This window comes from Streptomyces sp. (assembly GCF_035563135.1).
Lineage (GTDB): Bacteria > Actinomycetota > Actinomycetes > Streptomycetales > Streptomycetaceae > Streptomyces.
Genome location: NZ_DATMVN010000372.1, coordinates 12,097 through 30,802, shown reverse-complemented (window position 1 = coordinate 30,802; position 18,706 = coordinate 12,097). Strand labels below are relative to the sequence as shown.

Genomic DNA, 18,706 nt, shown 5'->3' with positions numbered 1-18,706 from the left:
AGGCGGTGCGCGGACACCGACCGGGCGAGCGCGTCGGCGTCCTCCACCGGCTGCCCGCCGTCGGCGGCGGCCTCCAGCGCGTGCCGCCACCGCGAGACCTGCTGGTCGGGGGAGGGGGGCCCGACCGTCAGGGTCACGGGCGTACGGACCGCCCATGCCGGGTCCCAGCCGTCCGGACCGTAGGTGAACAAGGGAGCCCCCGACAGGGCCGAGCACAGCGTGCGCAGCATGTGCGCCCGCTCGGAGGGCTTGTCGGGCAGCACGTCCAGCGGGCCGATGACCACCCCGGCACCTGTCAGGCCTGCTTCGAGGGCAGCGGCCCGCGCCAGCTCGGGCAGGTCGCCCGCCCGCCGGGCCAGCGCTGCCGCGTCCAGGACCAGAGGAGGACGTCCGGACGCCCGCAGAGCGGCACCCGCCAGCCCTTCGGGGGCGCCGCCGGTGGCCCGGAGGTGCACATGGCCGGTGCCGGCCGCGGCCGTGGCCCGCCGGACCAGCGCCGCGTCGAGGGCCGGCTCGACGGTGTCCGCACCCAGCACGTCCATGAGGCGCGCGTCGGGTGCGGAACTGCCGAGGAGATGCCCGGTGACCCGGTCGGGAACCGTCAGCACCCTCGACAGCGGTGGCCGGCCGGGCTCGGTGATCTCCACCAGACCGCCCGCGAGCAGCGGTGCGCCGGGGGAGAGCCGGAAGCGGCCGGAGGACATCCCCGTGTGCCCGCACAGCTCCAGTGCCAGGCCGGCCGTGGGACGCCGGCGCGTGAGGTCGTCGTTGAGATAGCCGTAGAGCAGCTCGAACCGGGGGTCCAGATCCGGTGCCACGGCGACCAGGAGCAGATCCACATCCAGCGGTGACAGCCCGAAGGCCCGGACCAGGCGCTCCAGGACGGACCCCGGTGGCGGGTCCGCGGGTGCCGGCGTGGGCAGGCCGAGCCCGCCCGGTCCGTCGAGGATCCGGGCGGCCGCGTCGGGGGTGAGGTACTGGCCCCGGTAGGGGTCGTCCGGGTCGGGATCGGCGGCGCGCCTGTCCGCGACCGCCCGCCGCACCCGGTCCTCCACCACCTGCAGCCGCTGCCACAGGAAGGGAACGCGGTCCTCGTCGGCCGGGGCAGTGGGCTCCACGGTGTACGTCACGGCTGCCGTTCTCCTCGTCGCCGGCGGCGCGCGGGAGCCGGCTGTCGTTCTCTGGGCCCCCCGAAGCCCTCCGGGCCCGGATCGCTCACTTCGGCGTAGCGCAGGCGGCGGGCCGGCTCCGCGTCGCCCGGCCCGGCCCGCGGCACGGAGCGGACGGTCAGTCCTTCGGTGACCGGCGGGGCGGCGACCTGCCGGACCCCGGCCAGCGGCGCCCGGACCCGTACCCCGAGCGAAGGTCTCAGCTCCCCGCCGAGGGCGGACCACACGTCGGACGCGGCAGGGGCGTCGAGCCCGGTGCCCCCCGCGTCCAGGCCCACGATGAGGCCGAGTTCGGCGAGCGAACCGGTCAGCAGGTCCGGCGCCAGGGTGTCGGTCGAGACGAGGCAGGTCAGCACCTGGGAGAGCAGCCGGTGTTCGTCCTGCGGCCGGCCCGCCCACGCGGTGACCAGATACGTCAGCTCGAACCAGCGCGCCGGGGCGCGGCGCGCGACCACGAACCCGTCCGCGTCGTACACCTCGCCCGCGCTGCTGCCGCGCCGCGAGTTGTCCTCGCGGATGTCGTACAGGAACACGCACACGGTGGGGGCGCTGCGCCGGGCCGCCCAGTCGCTGGTGGGCGCGTCGAAGACCACCTCGATGCCCGACTCCGTGAGCCCGGACCCGGCGAGCAGCCGCCGCAGCGCCTCGTCCACCTCGTGGATCACCGGCGCGTCACCCCGTACGGCGGCTGCACGCTGCCGTTGACCACCAGGAAGTCCGTTCTCACCGGCGAGAACCCGGGGCCGCTCGCGGTGATCGTACGGGGGCCCGTCGCGTCCTTGGCGAGGATCAGCAACTGGCCGATGAACGTGCCGTCCGTCAGCGGTACGGTCGGGGCCGCCGCGGCGGTGATCCCCGGCTTCCAGCGGAACCGCACCGGCACGCCGGGCGGGAAGTCCTTGCCGCGCACCGACGTCACGAAGCCGGGCTTGCCGATCGGCGGCACCGCGACGATCCGCGGCTGCAGGACGCGCAGCCGCTGCCGGGCGGTGTTGTCGCCCGGGTCGGCGTCCGTGCCGCTCGTGGTCAGTTCGCCGGTGACCCGGGCGGTGAGCGCCTTCTGCGGGCTGAGCACGACCTGGAGCGTGGCCCGGGCGCCCGGTGCCAGATCGGGCAGTGCGCACACCCAGTCGGTGTCACAGCCTGCGGGCGGCCCGTTGTTCGGTACTCCCGCGGGCAGGCCGAGACGCAGGCGCAGCCCGGTGGCCAGCGCGTTGCGGCCGTTGCGGACCGTGTACGTGACGACGACCCGGCCGCCGACGTAACCGGGGTTCGGCTGTGCCGTGACACGGACGCCGGGTCCGGCCTCCGGAGCAGGCGGCTCGGCCGGCGGGGGCGGCGTGACCGGCGGCGGGGTGACCGGCGGCGCTGTGGTGGGCGGGGTCGGGTCCGGTGTGGGGCCGGGCGGCTCGGGCGCCTCGGCCACCGGCACCGTGGTCCGGTCGGCGTTGTCGCTGGGATCCGGGTCGATCACGGCGCCGGCGACCGACCAGCCGACCGGCTGCTCGCCCGGCGTGACACCGGTGAGGGTCACGGTCACGGGGACGGTGCGGCCGGGCGGGACCACGCCCAGGTCGCAGGTCAGGGCGGCGGCGTCGCAGACACCGCCGGGGGCGGTCAGCCCCGTGACGCCGACACCCGCGGGCGGGGCGACGGTCAGCCCGGTGCCGGGGGAGGGGGCGGGGCCGTGGTTGACGACGTCGACCCGGATCGTGCCGGTACGGCCGACCGTGATCTCCCTGGACGTGTCGGGCGCCTGCACCTCGAGGTCCACGGACTGCTGCACGCCCGGCTCCTTCTGCCGGCCCGGCAGCGTGTCGGTGAGCGGCGTCATGGCACCCGAGTCCACATCCACCGTCTGCAGCTTCTCCGGACTGTTCCTGGCCACCCCGGTGCGGGAGCTGAACACCAGGCTCCGGCCGTCCGCGGTCCACGCGGCGTCCCGGGGCTGGTACGGCCCGGAGGCCGTGGTGTCGGGCAGCCGGCGGCCGCAGGCACCGGGCAGGCCGCGTGCGGCGTCGGGCAGCAGGACGCGGCAGTCCTCACCCGTCACCGAGGCGAGCAGGATGCCGTTGCGCTCGTCGACCAGGCCGGCGCCGTTCTTCCGGTTGAAGGCGATCGTCCTCCCGTCCGGTGAGAAGGCCGGACTGTCGTCGATCACCGCGCAGGCGCCGGGGCAGGCGGTCTCGCTCAGATCGTGCTGCTGGTCCAGGTGGTCCACCGGCACGGTCCAGATGTGCTTGTTTCCGCCGCCCCCGTCGATCACCTCCTCGCGGGTGAAGGCCAGGGTGGTGCCGTCGGAGGACCAGGCGGGCTGGGCGTCGCCCCCTCGGACCTCCCCCGCGGGCGGGACGATCTCGCCCCGGAGCTCGCCGGTGACGGCGTCCGCGATCAGGATGCTGCTGGGCCCGGCCGCCTCGCCGACGCCACCGGGCGATGTGCGGGTGAACGCGAGGAGTTCACCGTCGGGGGAGAACGCCGGGTCGGTGTCCCAGTCCCCGGCCTCACGTCCGGCGAGCGGCAGGGCCCGTGCCTTCGAGCCGTCGGCGTCCACGGTCCAGATGCGCTCGATCCGCCCGTCGGACGCGTCCTCGAAACGGGTCACCACGATCCGCCGGCCGTCGGGCGTGTAGTTCTGCCGCTCGGTCCACGGGTCGTACCCGGCGGCGGGCTCGAACAGCGGATCCTCGGCCGGGTCGGTCTCGGTGTCGGCCGCAGGGTCCTCCTCGAGGATCGTCACGCCGAGGTCACGCGGGTCGGAGCCGTCCGTCCGCACGTCCTGGAGGGTCACCGCATGAGGCCCCGGCGCGGACGTACGGTCCACCACGGCGGTCCCGCCGTCGAGCGGGCCGAGCCAGGTGACCGACCCGACCTCGCGGTCCTCGCTCAGCACCAGCGCCGGCGTCTGTTCCGAGTGGGCCGGCACCCGGAACACATGGTCCCAGTCACCCTCGCACTCACAGGTGCGGTCCGGGCTGAGGAACAGCACGCCGTCCCCGTCGGGCAGCCACGCTGCCCCGTGGGTCTGCCAGCCGGCCTGCGCACCGGACAGCAGCGGGCCGCCGCCCCCGCCGCGGCCGGCGGTCCAGCGCAGGCGCGGTCCGTCGGCGCCGGTCGCCGTGTACGCGATGATGTCGCCGTTCTCGGCGTCGTCCACCGGGTTCCAGACGGGTTCGCTGCCCGTGCCGTCCGCGGGCCCGGTGACACGGTCGGTGTCGGCGGCGTCGCCCTCCAAGGGGCGTACGTAGATCTGCTGCCCCACGACCGGATCACCGTCGCTGGAGTAGGCCATGCGCTGCCCGTCCGGGGAGAGCGTGGGGCTCTCCTCGTTCGCGGGAGTGTCGGTCAGCCGGGTCAGACCGTTCCCGTCGGTCCGCACCAGCCACAGGTCGCGCTGGGTGCCGCCACCGGCCCTCGGCTCGGCGGAGTCGAACACGACCGCCCGGCCGTCCGGTGTCAGCCGGGGGTGCGCCGCGTCCCGGCCCTTGGTCAGCCGGCTCACCGACCCGTTCCCGGCCCTGAGGTAGATCTGCGGATTCTTCTCGTCGCGGCGGCTCGCGAAGACCATCGTGCTGCCCAGCGCTGCCGGCTGTACGTCGAAGTGGGCCGGGCCCTTGCCGAACAGAGGCGTGCTGGACGTGGTCGTCGCGACGTGTCCCAGGCTGTGGTGCCGGGTACCGGCGTACGTGATCCGGGTGGTGGCCGCGTCAGCCGCCACGGCGTCGGCCCCGGCAGGGCCGGGGCCGGGTGCGGGGGCCGTCGTGACAGCGAGGAGGGGGGCCAGCAGGAGCAGCGACATGCCGGATCTCCCCAGGCGGTGCCGCCAGCTTCCGCGTTCTCCCGTGCCGTTCACGGCCCACCTCACAGTCCGAATGCCGCCGTCGCACATACACCCGCCATCCTGCGCCCGCCGGCCCTGACGGAGCAGGGCCGACGGGACGCACCCGGGGGAAACGTCCGGTGCGCTTTCGGGCAGCGGCGGGGCGGCCTGCGGGCCGCCGGGGAGCCACCCGGCGGTCAGATCAAGCCGTTGCGCAGCGCGTAACCGACGGCGTGGGCGCGATTACGCAGCTGCAACCGTGTGATGACCTCGTGCAGGACGTTCTTGACGGTGCGTTCGGAGAACGAGGTCTTCCGGGCGATCTCCGCGGTGTCCAGCCCGTCCGACACCAGACGCAGCATCTCCGCCTCGCGTGAGGTCAGCGTCGACAGGGACACGGCGCGCGGGTCGAGGGCCGAGCGCTGGAGACTGCCCACGTGGCTGAGCAGTTTCGCCAGCAGATCTCCGGGCAGGACGCCCTCGCCGTTGGCTATCGCCAGGACCAGGCGCAGCAGCTGGTCCTGGTCGGCTTCGGCGCGCCGCAGCACCGCCGCCACACCGGATTCGATGACGCGCTGCAGCGCGTCCCCGGACTCGAAGGTGCCGACCACGAGGCCGGTGCGGGTCCTGGCATTGTGCCGTAACCGGTTGAGCAGGGTGGCCGTCTCGTCGTCCACGGAGTCCACGACGACCAGGGACACCTGCGCCTGGTCGGCGTCGGGAAGGTCCTTCAATTCGATCTCGGGCCGCTGGCGCAGGGGCTGGACGACCCCGACGTACAGGATCGGATCGGGTGCGTAGACGGCCACCGAGACGCGTTCCTGGCGGATGGAGGGAGTCGTCCAGCGCGCGGGCCGGACGGGGGCGGGCGAGTGCTTCGGCAGGGCGGGGGGAGGGGCGGGGCTGCTTGCGCTAGGGCAGGACATGGGTGTCAGTACCTGTTTCTTGGGCATGTGCAGGGCGCGGGGCGGATCGCCCGCTGCGGGAACGGTGGTGCCGCAGAGCCGGTGGCCGGTGTGCGTTCAGTCCATCGGCAGCGGCACACGGGCCGGGAAAGTCCATCGGAAGGTGAGCTGAACACAGCTCTCAGGGGCATGGCCGCTGCCCGGTGCGTTGCCCCCGTGCCTCTCGTGGAGGCCGGGTGCGCACTCGTAGCGTTGCCGCGTGACGTCTCCCACAGCCTCCCCCAGCCCCGGCGCCCCCGGTCTCGACATCCCCGAGGTGTCGGTGACGCCCGGCGGTACCGCGTCCACCAGCCTGACCGTCCGGAACGACAGCGACATCGTCGAGGCGTACCGCCTGGAGGTCATCGGCGACTGCGCCGCATGGGCCACCGTGGAGCCGGAGCGTGTCTCTCTCTACCCGGGCACGTCGGAGACGGTGACGATCCGTCTGGAACCGCCGCGTACATCCGAGGTGGCGGCCGGTGAGGTGCCCCTCGCGGTCCGGGTGCTGCCCACCGAGCACCCTGAGGCGGTGCGGGTTCCCGAGACCGTCGTGCGCATCGAGGAGTTCCGGCAGCTGCACACCGGGATCGCCCCCCGGCGGCGCCGTGGCTGGCTGCGCGGCCGGTACCGGCTGGAGCTGCGCAACGAGGGCAACACCCCCGTCCAGGTCGGTTTCGAGCCCGCCCAGCCGGGCGAGGAGCTCGGATTCGCGTTCCGGCCGGCGGTGCGGAGGCTGGAGCCGGGCGAGTCGGCAGAGGTGGGACTGCGGGTGCGCACCGGGACACCGGTGTGGTTCGGCAACCCGGTGGTCTGGCCCTTCACCGTGGCGGTCACCGAGACGGACCCGGCCGGTGAACGGCCGGAGCCCGCCGAGACCACGGGCGGCGACCGGGCACCGCTGGACGCGGAGTTCGTCCAGATACCGGTCTTCCCGAAGTGGCTGCTCGCCGTACTCGCCGTGATCCTCGCCCTGCTGATCGCCTGGTTCGCCCTGGTGCGGCCCACTGTGCGCAGCACGGCCAAGGAAGCGGCGACGGATGCCGTCGTCCAGGCCCGGCCGACACCGGGCGGCACCGGCGAGGCCGGTCAGGAGGCCGGTGCCTCCGCCGGCGCCGGCGAGCAGCCCGGTGGCGGTGGATCGAACGCCGAGCCGGGCACGGGCACGGGTGCGGGTACGGGCGCGGGTACGGGCGGGGGCGGTGCAGGCACCGGTGGCGCGGGTGGTCAGCAGAGCTCGGCCACCATCGACCTGCAGACGTCCCAGGGGGCGGAGAAGACCGGCACGTACAAGGTGCCTGCGGGCAAGGTGTTCGAGATCACCGACATCGTCGTGGCGAACTACCAAGGCGACGAAGGGGTGTTGACCATCGACTTCGGCGAACGCAAGATCACCACGATCGCGCTGGAGACCTTCCGCAACCAGGATTACCACTGGGTCACCCCCATCAGGATCACCGAGAACGACACGGTGACAGCCCAGGTGACCTGTGCGAAGCCGGGCACGCCTGCCACGGGACGTCGTGCGCAGAACTGCCACGAAGTACTCAATGTGAGCGGCGTGCTCAACAGCACCGGGTGAACCAGGTGTCGGAGCCATGGTCGGTGAGGCGCGCCCCGGTGCAAAGGATTGTCTTCCTTCGCGTCCGGAAAGCGGGCCCCCGATTCCTCCGGTCGAATGCCCTTTTTGTGAATTTTTATTCCAATGTTGTTGTCCAAATGCCCGGGTGCGAGGGCGTATAGGGGCAGCGGGACGCAGCGGAATTTCGGCCGGTTCTTTACCTATGGCCAAGGCCCGGCATGTGCTGGGCAGGAACGGCATGTCGTGCGGAGTGGCCCGGGCGCCGGTTCCGGTGTCCGGGCCCTGTGTCACATCCTCGGCGCCTGCTCGATGAGCGTGTCGTCGCAGCGCCGGCCCACCTCACGGACGGGTGGGCCGACGGCGACCGGGCACGGTCCCTGCCCCGTGCGGGGCGGGCGGGGCCGTCCCCCAGCAGGCCGCCGCGGCCCGGCCGGGGATCAGACGAGAGCGGCAGCCCTGACCCCCGTCTCCGGGTGGATGAGCGAGCGCAGCTTCTCGCGGGTCTCCGGGTCCGTGGAATAGATCATCGTCCCCACCATCCCCCGGGTGAGCAGCACCTTGTACGTGTTGCGGATGAGCCGGTGGACTTCGGCGTCCGGGGTCGCCTTGGTGAAGACCGGATCCTTCGAAGCGGTACGGTCCACCACCCAGCGGTCGGTCCGCCACACCAGGTCCGGCCCCATGATCACGCCCGACCAGTCGTACTCGAAGCCCTGAGCGGTGTACACACAGCCCACCTGCCCGAAGCCGGCCGGATCGTTGGCCCAGAGCGGTGCCGACGGGGCGCCGAACAGGGACCGGTCGCCGGGCACGTTCCAAGGCCGTGACCAGGCGCCGATGACGACGTCGCGGGGCAGCTCGGACATCTCGGGGGTGATCCTCGTGGTCCACTTCCAGCAGTATCCGGCCGCCATGCGCGCGCTGTACTTCTTCCCCTCGCCCTCCTCGCGACGGGCGACGAGGAAGTCCTCCAGCTCCTGCGGGCTGTCGGCGACCAGCAGCTCCACCTTGCCGTCCGGCTCCCAGACGGCCGGTTCGCCACCCTCGAGGCCGAGCAGGTCCGCGACCCACTTCACGTAGGCCTCGCTGCCGCCGCAGCGGAACTGGCTGTCCAGCTCCACCACGACGCAGTCGAGCCCCTGCGCGGCGGCGGCGTCCTTGATCTGCTCCTTGGTCCCCATCTCGCCGGGGCGCACCACCTGGTGCTGGTCGAGCAGGAACACCGGCACCCGGGCCGCGTCGATCAGCTCCGCCACCTGCGGACGGTCGGTGCGCAGAGCGGCCTTGGTGTAGCGGTTGGCGGACGTCTTGCGGAGCCGGTGGGCCTCGTCGCAGATGAGGACGTCGAGGTCGTTCGGTTCGGCCTCCATGAAGCTGTTGAAGTACTTGAACAGCTGCTGCACCTCGGGCTTCCGGGCGCCGGCGACCTTGCGCATGGTCTTGGTGAACGATGCCGAACCGGTCGCGTGCAGAGCCGTCTCCCCGCGCCGGTACAGCTCACCGAGAAGCGACAGGGCGATGACGCTCTTGCCGGAACCGGGGCCGCCGGTCACGACGACCACCTGCTTGTGGTTCGACCGCCTGGCCTTGCGCACCGCGGACAGGACCAGTTCGTAGGCGATCCGCTGCTCGTCGAGGAGGACGAACTGCTCGCGGTCGCGGACCTCGGCCGCCGCGACGGCCATCAGCTGCTTCGACGGGCGCGTCCTGCCCTGGACGAGCAGGTCGGCGGCCCCCGCACCGGACTTGGGTGCGAGCCGCGAACGCAGGAAGTCGAGGAACGCACCGCGCTGCTCGGCGGTGTACATGCGGCCCTGGAGGTCCTCCGGGACCTCGCGCAGGGAACTGATGCCGAACTCCGTCGCGTTGTGCAGGAACGCCACCCCGGCGACCGACTCCGGCATCCGCTCCAGAGCACCGTTGAACGACAGCAGGTAGGAGCAGTAGCCGCGGACCTGCTCGATCGGGTTGAGCACGGGACGCGGATATGCGTCCACCCGGCAGAGGAGGGGGCTCTCCTCCTCGGCGAAGGCCTGACTCCACTGCTTGAGTTCGACCACGACGTACGACGGCTCGCCCGTGGACGGGTGGACCCCGGCGAGTACCACGTCGGCGCGCTTGCTGGTCAGGGGGAGCGTGTACTCGATCAGCATCTCGACGTCGCCGAGCCCCGCGTCGAGCAGCGCACCGGTGAGCGCGGGGATGCTGCGCTCCCAGGACCGCACCTCGGAGGCTCCGGGCCGGTGGCCGTGCGCGTGCTGGAAGTTCTCCATCAGATGCAGCGCCAGCGACCCTTCGAGACTGCGGGCGGCGACGGTTGCGGCGGACTCGCGGAACAGCAAGGAATTGCCCCCAGGCAGCACGAAGTAGCTCGTGCGGGTGGGGGCATGTCCTCTTCAGTCCGCTGACGCGGAACGGAAGCCCGTCGGGCCGCAGATGATCTCGTTCATCCTAGGACAGGGGACGGAGCGGCCGGTGAGGGTTTCGGCCGGCCCGGGTCCGGGACGGGCCCGTACGAACACGGCGGGTGTCCGCCCGGGCATCGATCAGATTCTGTGCCGGCTGCGTGCGTTGACCTCGGCGAGCCGGGCACTGAGCAACTCCTCCCGGCCGACCGGTCGTACGTGAGCGGGGTCCGCGTCCCACTCGCGGCCGCCGCGGAGCGGGCGGAGCTGGAGGTAGGGGCCCTCGCGGCCCATCACCAGCCCCACCCGGCCGCTCCCGCCGTCGTGCACGGCTGTCCCGACGCGGGGGACGCCGTCATCGGTCACCGGGGTGCTCCGTCCCTGATCACCGGGGCGAGGACGTCGCGCGCGTCGACGGCCTCCTGGATCTTGGCCGTTGCGTCGGCCCGGGGTGTTCTGCGGGGGAGGGGCGGCTTCCGTGGCGGCGGTGTCATGGGGGCTTCCTTCGGTTGTTCTTTCGCGGATTCCTCTGTCCGGTCACACGCCCGGTACTACGGTGCGTGAGGGGCTGATTACGAGGATGACCCGGTCAGGGATGTGGCGCACCGAGGGCTGGGTGTGTTTCCCCGGCAGGTGGGTCACGTTCCACACGTTCCACGGAGGGCGCGATGCCGACGAGGCGGGCGGTCACGAGCCGCAGCAGGGAACCACGGGCACGGTTCGCGGAGGAGCTGCACCTCCTGCGCACCGCGCGCGGCGACAGTCTGCGGCAGCTCGGCGAACGGCTGGGCTGGGACTGGTCGCTGTTCGGGAAGATGGAGAAGGGCGAGACGGTCGGCGGCCCGGAGGTGGTGCAGGCGCTGGACCAGTACTACGGGACGCCGGGCTGCTGCTGGCCATGTGGGAGCTGGCGATCAGCGACCAGTCGCAGTTCAAGGAGCGGTACCAGCGGTACATGGCGCTGGAGGCGGAGGCGACGAGCCTGTGGCACTTCGCGGTGAGCGTGCTGCCGGGGCTGCTGCAGACACCGGGATACGCGCGGGAACTGCTGGCGGCCGGTGGCCTGCAGGAGCCGGAGTTGTCGCAGCAGGTGGAAGCACGCATGGGACGGCGGGAGCTGCTTGAGGGCGCGGGCGCGCCACCGTTTCGCGTCATCCTGTCGGAGGCGGTACTGCGGACGGCGCCGCAAGACATGAGGGAGTGGCGCGAACAGTTGGACTACTTGGCGGCGGTGATGGAGCGCCCCAAGGTGACGCTGCATGTATTGCCGTTCAGCGCGGGCATGCATGGCCTGGACAGCACTGCCGTCAAGTTCCTGCGGCTGCCAGACTCCCGCACAGTGGCCTACGTCGAAACCGCGTACAGAGGCGAACTCATCGAGGAATGCGCACCGGTTGAACATTTGCAACGTGCGTACGATGCGATGCGCGACCTGGCGCTGTCCCCGGCCGAGTCGCAAAAGTTCGTCCTGCGCATGTTGGAGGAAGTGCCGTGCGACCCATCTACCTGAACGCCAGCCAGTGGCGCAAGAGCAGTTACAGCAACTCCACCGGAGGCGACTGCATCGAGGTCGCCGACGGTTTCGCCGCCATCGTCCCCGTACGGGACAGCAAGAACCCGCACGGTCCCGTGCTTGCTTTCGCGCAGGACGACTGGATGACATTCGTGTCCGCGGTGAAGGACGGTGCGGTGGGCGCCTGAGCCGCCGGTGGTGCGAGACGGTCGACGCCCCCCGGCCGGGGGGCGTCGGTTGGACCTGCGGGCGGCAATCGGACCCGCCGGTCAAGGCGGCCTGCGGACCCTCGGGCGTCGAAGTCCGGGGGCCGACGCCCCTCAGGGCAGGCGGATGACGAGGCCTCGCGTGGATGCCGTGCCCGGCCGGTCCGGCCCGGTCTGCTCGCTGTTGTCGAACAGCCCCTTTTCGGTGTGCTCGTGACGCTATCGCCGAACGTCTCTCCGAACCACCCCACCCTTTCTGGCCATTCAGCCACACACGCCCCGCCCGCCCCCCGATAGTGGGTGGCGTATCGACCATCGATCGAAAGGAGCCGCTCATGCGGTGGGGAAAGACGGCAGTGACACTCGGCCTGGTCGGCGCGCTCTCCGTACCGGCGGCCGGCATCTCGACGGCCGCTCCCGCAGCGCCCCAGGCGGCGGCCGCCGTGTCATGCAGGCTCCTGGACTTCATCGGGTACTACTGTGGCTACCACCTCAGCAACACCCGTGCGGACCCCGGCAGCTCGGGTGCGAAGGTCCAGGAGATCCAGGCACTGCTGATCTTCAAGGGCTTCTCCGTAGGTTCCAGCGGCGTGGACGGCCAGTTCGGTTCCGCCACGACATCCGCGGTGAAGCGCTTCCAGAGTTCCAGAGGGATCAGCGCCGACGGCATAGTCGGCCCGACCACCTGGCACTACCTCCGTACGCCCGGCCTGTAGCCGGAAGCAGGGCAGCCAGGCCCCTTGTGCCTGGCTGCCCTGACGGCCGGAGGCCGGTCCGGGCCGAAGCGGGAGGGCACTCGTCGCCGGTGCCAGGGCACTCCCGCGTGGTGGAAATTCGCTGTCGTGGAGCGGGGCAGCGGAGAGAGACTCGTTTCCATGGCGGACATGGGCGCGTTCCGGGAAGCGGTCACCACCTGGGCGGCCGGTGGCCCCGGCGACCTCGCGCGCGATCTGGCCGCGCGCCTGCCGGTCCGGGCGGTCGTCCTGCTCGAAGGGCTGAGTGACGCCGCCGCGGTCGATGCGCTGGCCGCGAGCCGTGGCCGGGACCTGGCGGCCGAAGGGGTCTGCGTCCTGCCGATGGGCGGCGCGATGAGCATCGGGCGCTTCGCCGCCCTGCTCGGCCCGCCCGGCCTGGACCTCCGCCTCACGGGACTGTGCGACGAGGCCGAGCGCGGCTACTACACCCGCGGCCTGCGGCGGGCGGGGGCGGCGGAACAGGGGTTCTTCGTCTGCGTGGCGGATCTGGAGGACGAGCTCATCCGCGCCCTGGGCCCGGCACGGGTGGCGGAGCTCGTCGAGGCGGAGGGCGACCTGCGTCCCTTGCAGACCTTCCTGAACCAGCCGGCGCAGCGGGGCCGCACCGCCGAGCAGCAGCTACGGCGCTTCCTCGGCACGAAGAAGGGGCGCAAGATCCATTACGGTCGCGTCCTCGTCGAGGCCCTCGGCCCCGACCGCGTACCCGCACCGCTCGACGCCCTGCTGGCCGCGGTGTGAGCGGGTACGGGCAATCGCGGGGTGGCCGTGGCGACGGCCGAGGGATCCGCTTGCCGCGCTCCACGCCTTTTCCGGCGGGTGCTCCGGCAGGTACGGGGTGAGCGGAGGACCGGGTTTCCGGGCCGCCGTCCCGGGTGCTGAAGGCGCGTCTGCCCGGCACCGGCCCTGTCCGTGTCACTCGAAGAACTTGAGGCTCCAGCCGGTGCTGGTGGGCGAGCCCGGCACGTTGGCGCGGCTGTACGTGATGTCGCCCCACCAGCTGAACGTACCTGTGTACCAGTACCGGTTCGCCCACGAGTACGGCGTCCCCTTCGCGACCGCGTGGAACATCAGGGGGAACCGGGGGCCGGCCGGCGGGCTCGTGCCGATGTCACCGTCGAGGAGGACGAAGCTGTGGTGGCCCGGCCCGTCCACATGCAGGGTCGGGTCCCAGCCGGGCATCATCGTCGCGCGGGCGGACCCGAACAGGCAGCCGTTCGACTTGTACCAGTCCCACACGTACGTGGGGTCGCCGCCGGCCCGGAGCCGCAGATCGGCCAGGCAGTACTGGTCGCTCCAACTGCCGTTCGCGGAGTACACGATGTGAAGCTGCCCGTTCGGGTCCTTGATGGCCTCGGGCGCCTCGTTGATGAACGGGTTGCCGACCACCCGCTCCCAGCCCTCACGCGGCTGCGAGATGACGTACCGCGCGCCGGTCGGCGTGGTCGGGCTGCTCATCCGGGTGATGTAGAGGTTCTGCTCGACGTCGGTGTCGCCCGCCCAGCCGGACCAGACGAACCAGCGCTGCCCGCCGAAGGTGAACAGCGTGCCGTCGATGGCCCACTTGTCGTCGGCCAGCGCGAGCTTCGTCTCGGCGGTGTACCCGCTGTCGGGGGCGGCCGAGCTGATGACGTACATCCGGTGGGCCGCACCTCGCCCGGCCGCGAAGTAGATGTAGTAACGGCCGCCGTCCCTCACGATCTCCGGGGCCCAGACCTCGCCGTAGCCACGGGTGTCGGACCAGACCTGGCGAGCGGGCGCCGCAGCCAGGGCCGTCGTCGACGGGGCCTGCCGTACGGCGATGCCGTCCCCGGTCGACTGCACCGAGATGTACGTGCCGCCCACGCGGAGCACGCTGGGGTCAGCGGCTCGAAGACCGGTCCGGTCCGCCCGCGCGGGCTCGGCCGAAAAGAGGGACAGCGCCGCGGCGAGCGCGGCGCAGAGAACGAACGCGGCGATACCGGAAAGGCAACGGGACGGCTTCATCATCCTGCTCCATGGTCGGCCTCCGTGCCGCCGTGAGGGGACGGTCGACGCGGAGGCGGCGGTTGTTCAGGATCGCTGTTCAGGATCATGGCGAATACCGGTTGCGGGAGGGCTCAGCAGCCTCGGTCCCTGCATCCCACCCAGACGTACATCGATGAAAAGAGCGCTCTCACAGCATCGTAATTCGACCTGTGCATGTCAATGGGTGCGACTCGTGACCCTCCTGTCGCGCGCCGGCGGTCCGGTGCCCCTGAGACGGAACCGGAATTGGCAAGTGTCATGAACCTTGTCAGTTCGGGGGCGGGCGCTCTATGGTCGCGGGCAGAAAGCGCTTTCCCCTCCTGGGCTCGACCGGTGGAAGCGTCCGTCGCGACGGCCGTCGCGACGGACGCGCATGAGCCGCCGCCGGTCTGGCCCAGGGCTTCACCCGGGTCGTCGGCCGCTGTTGCGGCCGCCGATCCCGCTTTGGTCCGGGCGGGTACCGCCGGGCCGACCGCATGGAGAAGTAACCGCACAACTGGCCGACGAGAGCTGCCCGGTGACAGGCCGGCGGCCTCGGTGGCTTCGCCGTTGCGACCGCGGCATGGAGCAGCAACACAGCTTGTGAAGATGAATGGGGACACGAAGATGAGACGACCAGGCGCACTGCGGATCAACGCCGCTCTGGCCACGCTGGCCGTGGCCGCCGCGACCGGTGTGGTGCTGACGATGCCCGAGGCGTCGGCCGCGGTCACCGGCAGCGCCACCGGCTACGCGACCCAGAACGGTGGGACGACCGGCGGTGCCGGCGGGGCGACGGTGCGGGCCACCACGGGGACCGCGATCCACGAGGCCCTGTGCACCCGGGCCAGCAGCAGCACCCCGATCACCATCGAGGTCCAGGGCACGATCAACCACGGCAACACCGCGAAGGTGTCGGGCGACAGCTGCAACACCGCTGCCGGTGTGATCGAGCTCAAGCAGATCAGCAACGTCACGATCGTCGGTGTCGGCAGCGGGGCGGTCTTCGACCAGCTGGGTATCCACATCCGGCAGTCCAGCAACATCATCATCCAGAACGTGACCGTCAAGAACGTGAAGAAGTCCGGCTCGCCCACCTCCAACGGCGGTGACGCCATCAGTATGGAGAGCGACGTCCGCAACGTCTGGGTCGACCACACCACCCTTGAGGCGTCGGGCGGTGAGTCGGAGGGGTATGACGGCCTCTTCGACATGAAGGACAACACCCAGTACGTCACGCTGTCCTACAGCACCCTGCGCAACTCCGGCCGTGGCGGCCTCATCGGGTCCAGCGAGTCCGACGTCTCGAACGGCTACGTCACCTTCCACCACAACCTGTACGAGAACCTCGACTCGCGTGCGCCTCTGCTGCGTGGCGGTATCGCGCACATCTACAACAACTACTACGTGAACCTCAACGAGTCCGGCATCAACTCCCGGGCCGGCGCGCGTGCCAAGGTGGACAACAACTACTTCAAGGACTCCAAGGACGTCCTTGGCACGTTCTACACCGACGCGGCCGGATACTGGCAGGTCAGCGGCAACACCTTCGACAACGTGACCTGGTCCGCCCGTAGCGGCGACAACCAGCCCGCAGGGCCGAACCCGACGTCCAACACCACCGTCAGCATCCCCTACTCCTACAAGCTCGACGGTGCGAGCTGCGTACCGGGGATCGTGGCCGGGACGGCGGGCGCCAACAAGGGCCTGAAGGTGTCGGACGGCAACTGCGTGCCGCAGACGCCGGACCCCACCGAGCCGACACCGGACCCGACCGACCCCACGCCGGACCCGACCGACCCGACGCCGGACCCGACCGACCCGCCCACCGGGACCAACCTCAGCATCGGCGCCGGTGCCGACGGCTCCAGCAAGGCCAGTGGGACGAGCTACGGCAACGTGCGGGACGGTGACATGAGCACCTTCTGGTCACCGGCCGGCTCGACCGGTTCCGTCTCGGTCAAGTGGGGAACCGCCACCTCCGTCTCCAGGATCAGCATCCGGGAGGCGTCCGGCTCCACCGGCAGCATCGGTTCCTGGAGGGTCCTCAACGGCGACACCGGCGCCGTACTGACCTCCGGCAGTGGGGCCGGCGCCATCACGGTGCCGCGGACTTCGCTGAAGAAGATCACCTTCGAGATCACGGGCTCGACCGGGACACCGAAGGTCGCCGAGTTCGAGACGTACGCCGGATAGCGGCGCGGTCCCGGCCCTACCCGGGACCGGCGGCCCCCGGAATCCTCCGGGGAGCCGGAGAGGCACGAGGCAGCGGCGCCGGATCCACGGCGCCGCCGCTGATCGCCCGGGACGGAGGCCGTCGGACGCGACGGCCTCCGCTCTCGTGGGCCGGGCGCGGGGCCCCGGCCCTCCGCTGCCCGGCGTCAGGGGCGGGAGCCCGAAGCTGTGGTGAGGTGGCCCTCCATCACCCGGATGAGCAAGTTCAGCGCCTCCAGCACCTTGGCGCGGTCCTCACCGAGGCCCGCCAGGAGTTCCCGCTCGACCGCGAGCTGCCGGGGGAACAGGGCGTCCACCGCCTCGGCGCCGGCGGGGGTCACGGTGACGAGCGCGGCACGCCGGTCCGCCGGGTTGGGGGCGCGTTCGATGAAGCCGCGCCCTTCCAGCTTCGCCAGGGTCTTGCTGATCCCCGCGCGGGAGAGCTGCAACTGGTCCGCCAGGCGGCGGGCGATGACCGGTCCGCTCGCGTACCGCAGCGGAATGAGCAGGTCCAGCTCCGGTGCGGTCAGTGACGCGCCGTCGTAGAGCGGTTCGACCGCGGTCCCGACCAGCGAGTTGATCTGCTTGACCAGCGCCACGACCTCCATGGGGGAGGTGTCCAGCCCTGGATTGTGCGCGGCCCACCGCTTGCGGACCTCGGCGGGAGGGGGCAGCATGACCGGCTCCTTTGTTAACCAGCGAACCATTGGTTACCTTCTTTGGATGGTAGCCCCTTCCCCAGCCCCGCGTTCCGACGCCGCCTCCGCCGTCCCCGCCGCGGCACCGGCACACGCCCCGGCGCCGGCGCACCTCCCGGACCCGGCGCCGGCCCCGAAGCGCGCGGCGGCCCTGATCACCGTGCTCGGCGCGCTCACCGCGGTGGCGCCGCTCGCCACCGACATGTACGTGCCCGGTTTTCCCACCATGGGGGACTCGCTGCACGCCACCAGTTCCTCGGTCCAGCTCACGATGACGGCCTTCCTGGCCGGCCTGGTCTTCGGGCAGCTGCTGTTCGGTCCGCTCAGCGACAGCCTCGGCCGCCGCAGGCTGCTGATATCGGGGGCCGTCGGATTCACCGTCTTCTCCGCGCTGTGCGCCCTCGCGCCGAACATCGAGCTGCTCATCGGCGCCCGTTTCCTCCAGGGCCTCACCGGAGCGGCCGGCATGGTGCTGGCGCGCGCGGTGATCACCGACCGCTTCCACGGCGCGGACATCCCCCGCTACTTCGCCGTGCTGTCCCAGATCCTGGGCGTCGCACCCGTGGTGGCACCTGTGATCGGCGGAGCCGTCCTGGCGGTCTCCACCTGGCAGGCCGTCTTCGTCGTGCTCGCCGTGATCGGCGTTGCGCTCCTGCTGTCCGTGCTGGCCGAGGTGCCGGAATCGCTGCCGGCCGGCCGACGTGCCCGGGGTGGGGTCGCCGCGTCCTTCCGGGCGATGGGGACGCTGCTCGGCACCCGGGCCTTCATGGGCTACGTGTGCGTCCTCGGATTCAGCGGTGCGGCGCTGTTCGCCTACATCAGCGGTTCCAGCTTCGTCTTCGAAAGCCTGCACGGCGTCTCCTCGACGACGTATTCGCTCATCTTCGCCACCAACGCGGTCGGCATGCTGCTCGCCGGAGCCGTTTTCGCCCGGCTGTCCCGCCGCCTGCCGCTCAACACCCTGCTCGTCGCCGGCGTCGGTGTCGCGGCGCTCGGCGCTCTGGCGCAGGTCCTTCTGGTGGCCGGGGCGGGAGAGACCCTCGCCGGGACATGGATCTGCCTGTTCGTGACCATGAGCGGAATCGGGATGATCTTTCCCGCCACGATGAGCCTGGGACAGACGCTCGGCCGCGGTGCGCCCGGGGCGGCGTCGGCGCTCATGGGCGGTTTCCAGTTCACGTTCGGCGCGGTCGCCTCACCGCTGGTCGGACTGTTCGGCGAGGACAGCTCCCTGCCGATGGCGCTCATCATGCTGATCGCGCTCGTCGGCGCGGGGCTCTCCCTGGCTGTCCTGGCCCGGCCGTGGCGTGGCGACGGAGAGGTGACGGCACACTCCCGGCCGTGAACGCGAGGGCGGGACGGCGGGTCTCCGGCCGTCCCGGATCCGTGGTGGGGCCGGAAGCCGCCGGGGAGCCCT

At 71.6% G+C, this 18,706-nt stretch carries 14 protein-coding genes and 2 pseudogenes; 7 read left to right on the top strand and 9 right to left on the bottom strand.

Annotated features, from left to right (window positions below):
* The 4 genes and pseudogenes from VN520_RS16190 to VN520_RS16175 all read right to left on the bottom strand — a co-directional run.
* A pseudogene (locus tag VN520_RS16190) lies at window positions 1-1,130 on the bottom strand (ATP-binding protein); the annotation flags it as partial.
* Window positions 1,127-1,834 carry a DUF4255 domain-containing protein gene (locus tag VN520_RS16185; RefSeq protein WP_325747624.1) on the bottom strand — a complete coding sequence of 236 codons (708 nt, stop codon included), beginning with the start codon at window positions 1,832-1,834 and terminating at the stop codon, window positions 1,127-1,129. The pseudogene VN520_RS16190 and the gene VN520_RS16185, both read right to left, overlap by 4 nt.
* A complete protein-coding gene (locus VN520_RS16180; protein WP_325747623.1) occupies window positions 1,831-4,968 on the bottom strand; it encodes a hypothetical protein in 3,138 nt (1,045 codons plus the stop codon). Before VN520_RS16180 ends, VN520_RS16185 begins: the two co-directional genes overlap by 4 nt.
* A gap of 218 nt (window positions 4,969-5,186) precedes the next feature.
* Window positions 5,187-5,915, bottom strand: coding sequence for a response regulator transcription factor (locus VN520_RS16175; RefSeq protein WP_325747622.1), 729 nt, complete (start codon window positions 5,913-5,915; stop codon window positions 5,187-5,189).
* 238 nt (window positions 5,916-6,153) lie between these two features.
* Here VN520_RS16175 and VN520_RS16170 point away from each other — a divergent pair, with 238 nt between their 5' ends.
* A complete protein-coding gene (locus VN520_RS16170) occupies window positions 6,154-7,515 on the top strand; it encodes a hydrolytic protein (RefSeq protein ID WP_325747621.1) in 1,362 nt (453 codons plus the stop codon).
* Window positions 7,516-7,952: 437 nt separating this feature from the next.
* On the opposite strand, the gene VN520_RS16165 is transcribed toward VN520_RS16170, so the two are convergent.
* From VN520_RS16165 to VN520_RS16155, 3 genes are all read right to left on the bottom strand, one after another.
* On the bottom strand, window positions 7,953-9,878 hold the full coding sequence (locus VN520_RS16165; protein ID WP_325747620.1) for a DUF2075 domain-containing protein: 1,926 nt from the start codon (window positions 9,876-9,878) through the stop codon (window positions 7,953-7,955).
* A 183-nt stretch (window positions 9,879-10,061) separates the two neighbouring features.
* A complete protein-coding gene (locus VN520_RS16160) occupies window positions 10,062-10,286 on the bottom strand; it encodes a hypothetical protein (protein WP_325747619.1) in 225 nt (74 codons plus the stop codon).
* Entirely contained in the window at window positions 10,283-10,414 is a 132-nt protein-coding gene (locus VN520_RS16155) for a hypothetical protein (protein WP_325747618.1), read from the bottom strand. The genes VN520_RS16160 and VN520_RS16155 overlap by 4 nt, the downstream gene beginning before the upstream one ends.
* A gap of 174 nt (window positions 10,415-10,588) precedes the next feature.
* Between VN520_RS16155 and VN520_RS16150 the strand changes: the two are divergent.
* From VN520_RS16150 to VN520_RS16135, 4 genes and pseudogenes are all read left to right on the top strand, one after another.
* Window positions 10,589-11,430, top strand: a pseudogene (locus tag VN520_RS16150) (helix-turn-helix domain-containing protein).
* Complete coding sequence (locus tag VN520_RS16145) at window positions 11,412-11,621, top strand: DUF397 domain-containing protein (protein ID WP_325747617.1); 210 nt, start codon at window positions 11,412-11,414, stop codon at window positions 11,619-11,621. The pseudogene VN520_RS16150 and the gene VN520_RS16145 overlap by 19 nt, the downstream one beginning before the upstream one ends.
* 353 nt (window positions 11,622-11,974) lie before the next feature.
* Entirely contained in the window at window positions 11,975-12,355 is a 381-nt protein-coding gene (locus VN520_RS16140; protein WP_325747616.1) for a peptidoglycan-binding domain-containing protein, read from the top strand.
* Between the two features lie 159 nt (window positions 12,356-12,514).
* Entirely contained in the window at window positions 12,515-13,132 is a 618-nt protein-coding gene (locus VN520_RS16135) for a TOPRIM nucleotidyl transferase/hydrolase domain-containing protein (protein WP_325747615.1), read from the top strand.
* A gap of 174 nt (window positions 13,133-13,306) precedes the next feature.
* Here the strand turns inward: VN520_RS16135 and VN520_RS16130 are convergent, their stop codons facing one another.
* Window positions 13,307-14,377 carry a glycoside hydrolase family 43 protein gene (locus VN520_RS16130; RefSeq protein ID WP_325747614.1) on the bottom strand — a complete coding sequence of 357 codons (1,071 nt, stop codon included), beginning with the start codon at window positions 14,375-14,377 and terminating at the stop codon, window positions 13,307-13,309.
* Between the two features lie 627 nt (window positions 14,378-15,004).
* On the opposite strand from VN520_RS16130, the gene VN520_RS16125 reads away from it, so the two are divergent.
* Window positions 15,005-16,573, top strand: a complete 1,569-nt coding sequence (locus tag VN520_RS16125; protein ID WP_325747613.1) for a polysaccharide lyase family 1 protein — start codon at window positions 15,005-15,007, stop codon at window positions 16,571-16,573.
* 185 nt (window positions 16,574-16,758) lie between these two features.
* On the opposite strand, the gene VN520_RS16120 is transcribed toward VN520_RS16125, so the two are convergent.
* Window positions 16,759-17,268: a MarR family winged helix-turn-helix transcriptional regulator gene (locus tag VN520_RS16120; protein WP_325747612.1), complete on the bottom strand. Its 510-nt coding sequence runs from the start codon at window positions 17,266-17,268 to the stop codon at window positions 16,759-16,761.
* Window positions 17,269-17,314: 46 nt separating this feature from the next.
* Between VN520_RS16120 and VN520_RS16115 the strand changes: the two genes are divergently transcribed.
* Window positions 17,315-18,634 carry a multidrug effflux MFS transporter gene (locus VN520_RS16115; RefSeq protein WP_325747611.1) on the top strand — a complete coding sequence of 440 codons (1,320 nt, stop codon included), beginning with the start codon at window positions 17,315-17,317 and terminating at the stop codon, window positions 18,632-18,634.
* Window positions 18,635-18,706: the final 72 nt, after the last annotated feature.

Coding starts and splice junctions, on each gene's coding strand:
- VN520_RS16180 (WP_325747623.1), bottom strand. CDS start 4,968: ATGTCGCTGCTCCTGCTGGCCCCCCTCCTCGCTGTCACGACGGCCCCC.
- VN520_RS16175 (WP_325747622.1), bottom strand. CDS start 5,915: ATGTCCTGCCCTAGCGCAAGCAGCCCCGCCCCTCCCCCCGCCCTGCCG.
- VN520_RS16155 (WP_325747618.1), bottom strand. CDS start 10,414: ATGACACCGCCGCCACGGAAGCCGCCCCTCCCCCGCAGAACACCCCGG.
- VN520_RS16140 (WP_325747616.1), top strand. CDS start 11,975: ATGCGGTGGGGAAAGACGGCAGTGACACTCGGCCTGGTCGGCGCGCTC.
- VN520_RS16135 (WP_325747615.1), top strand. CDS start 12,515: ATGGCGGACATGGGCGCGTTCCGGGAAGCGGTCACCACCTGGGCGGCC.
- VN520_RS16130 (WP_325747614.1), bottom strand. CDS start 14,377: ATGAAGCCGTCCCGTTGCCTTTCCGGTATCGCCGCGTTCGTTCTCTGC.
- VN520_RS16125 (WP_325747613.1), top strand. CDS start 15,005: ATGAGACGACCAGGCGCACTGCGGATCAACGCCGCTCTGGCCACGCTG.
- VN520_RS16120 (WP_325747612.1), bottom strand. CDS start 17,268: ATGCTGCCCCCTCCCGCCGAGGTCCGCAAGCGGTGGGCCGCGCACAAT.
- VN520_RS16115 (WP_325747611.1), top strand. CDS start 17,315: ATGGTAGCCCCTTCCCCAGCCCCGCGTTCCGACGCCGCCTCCGCCGTC.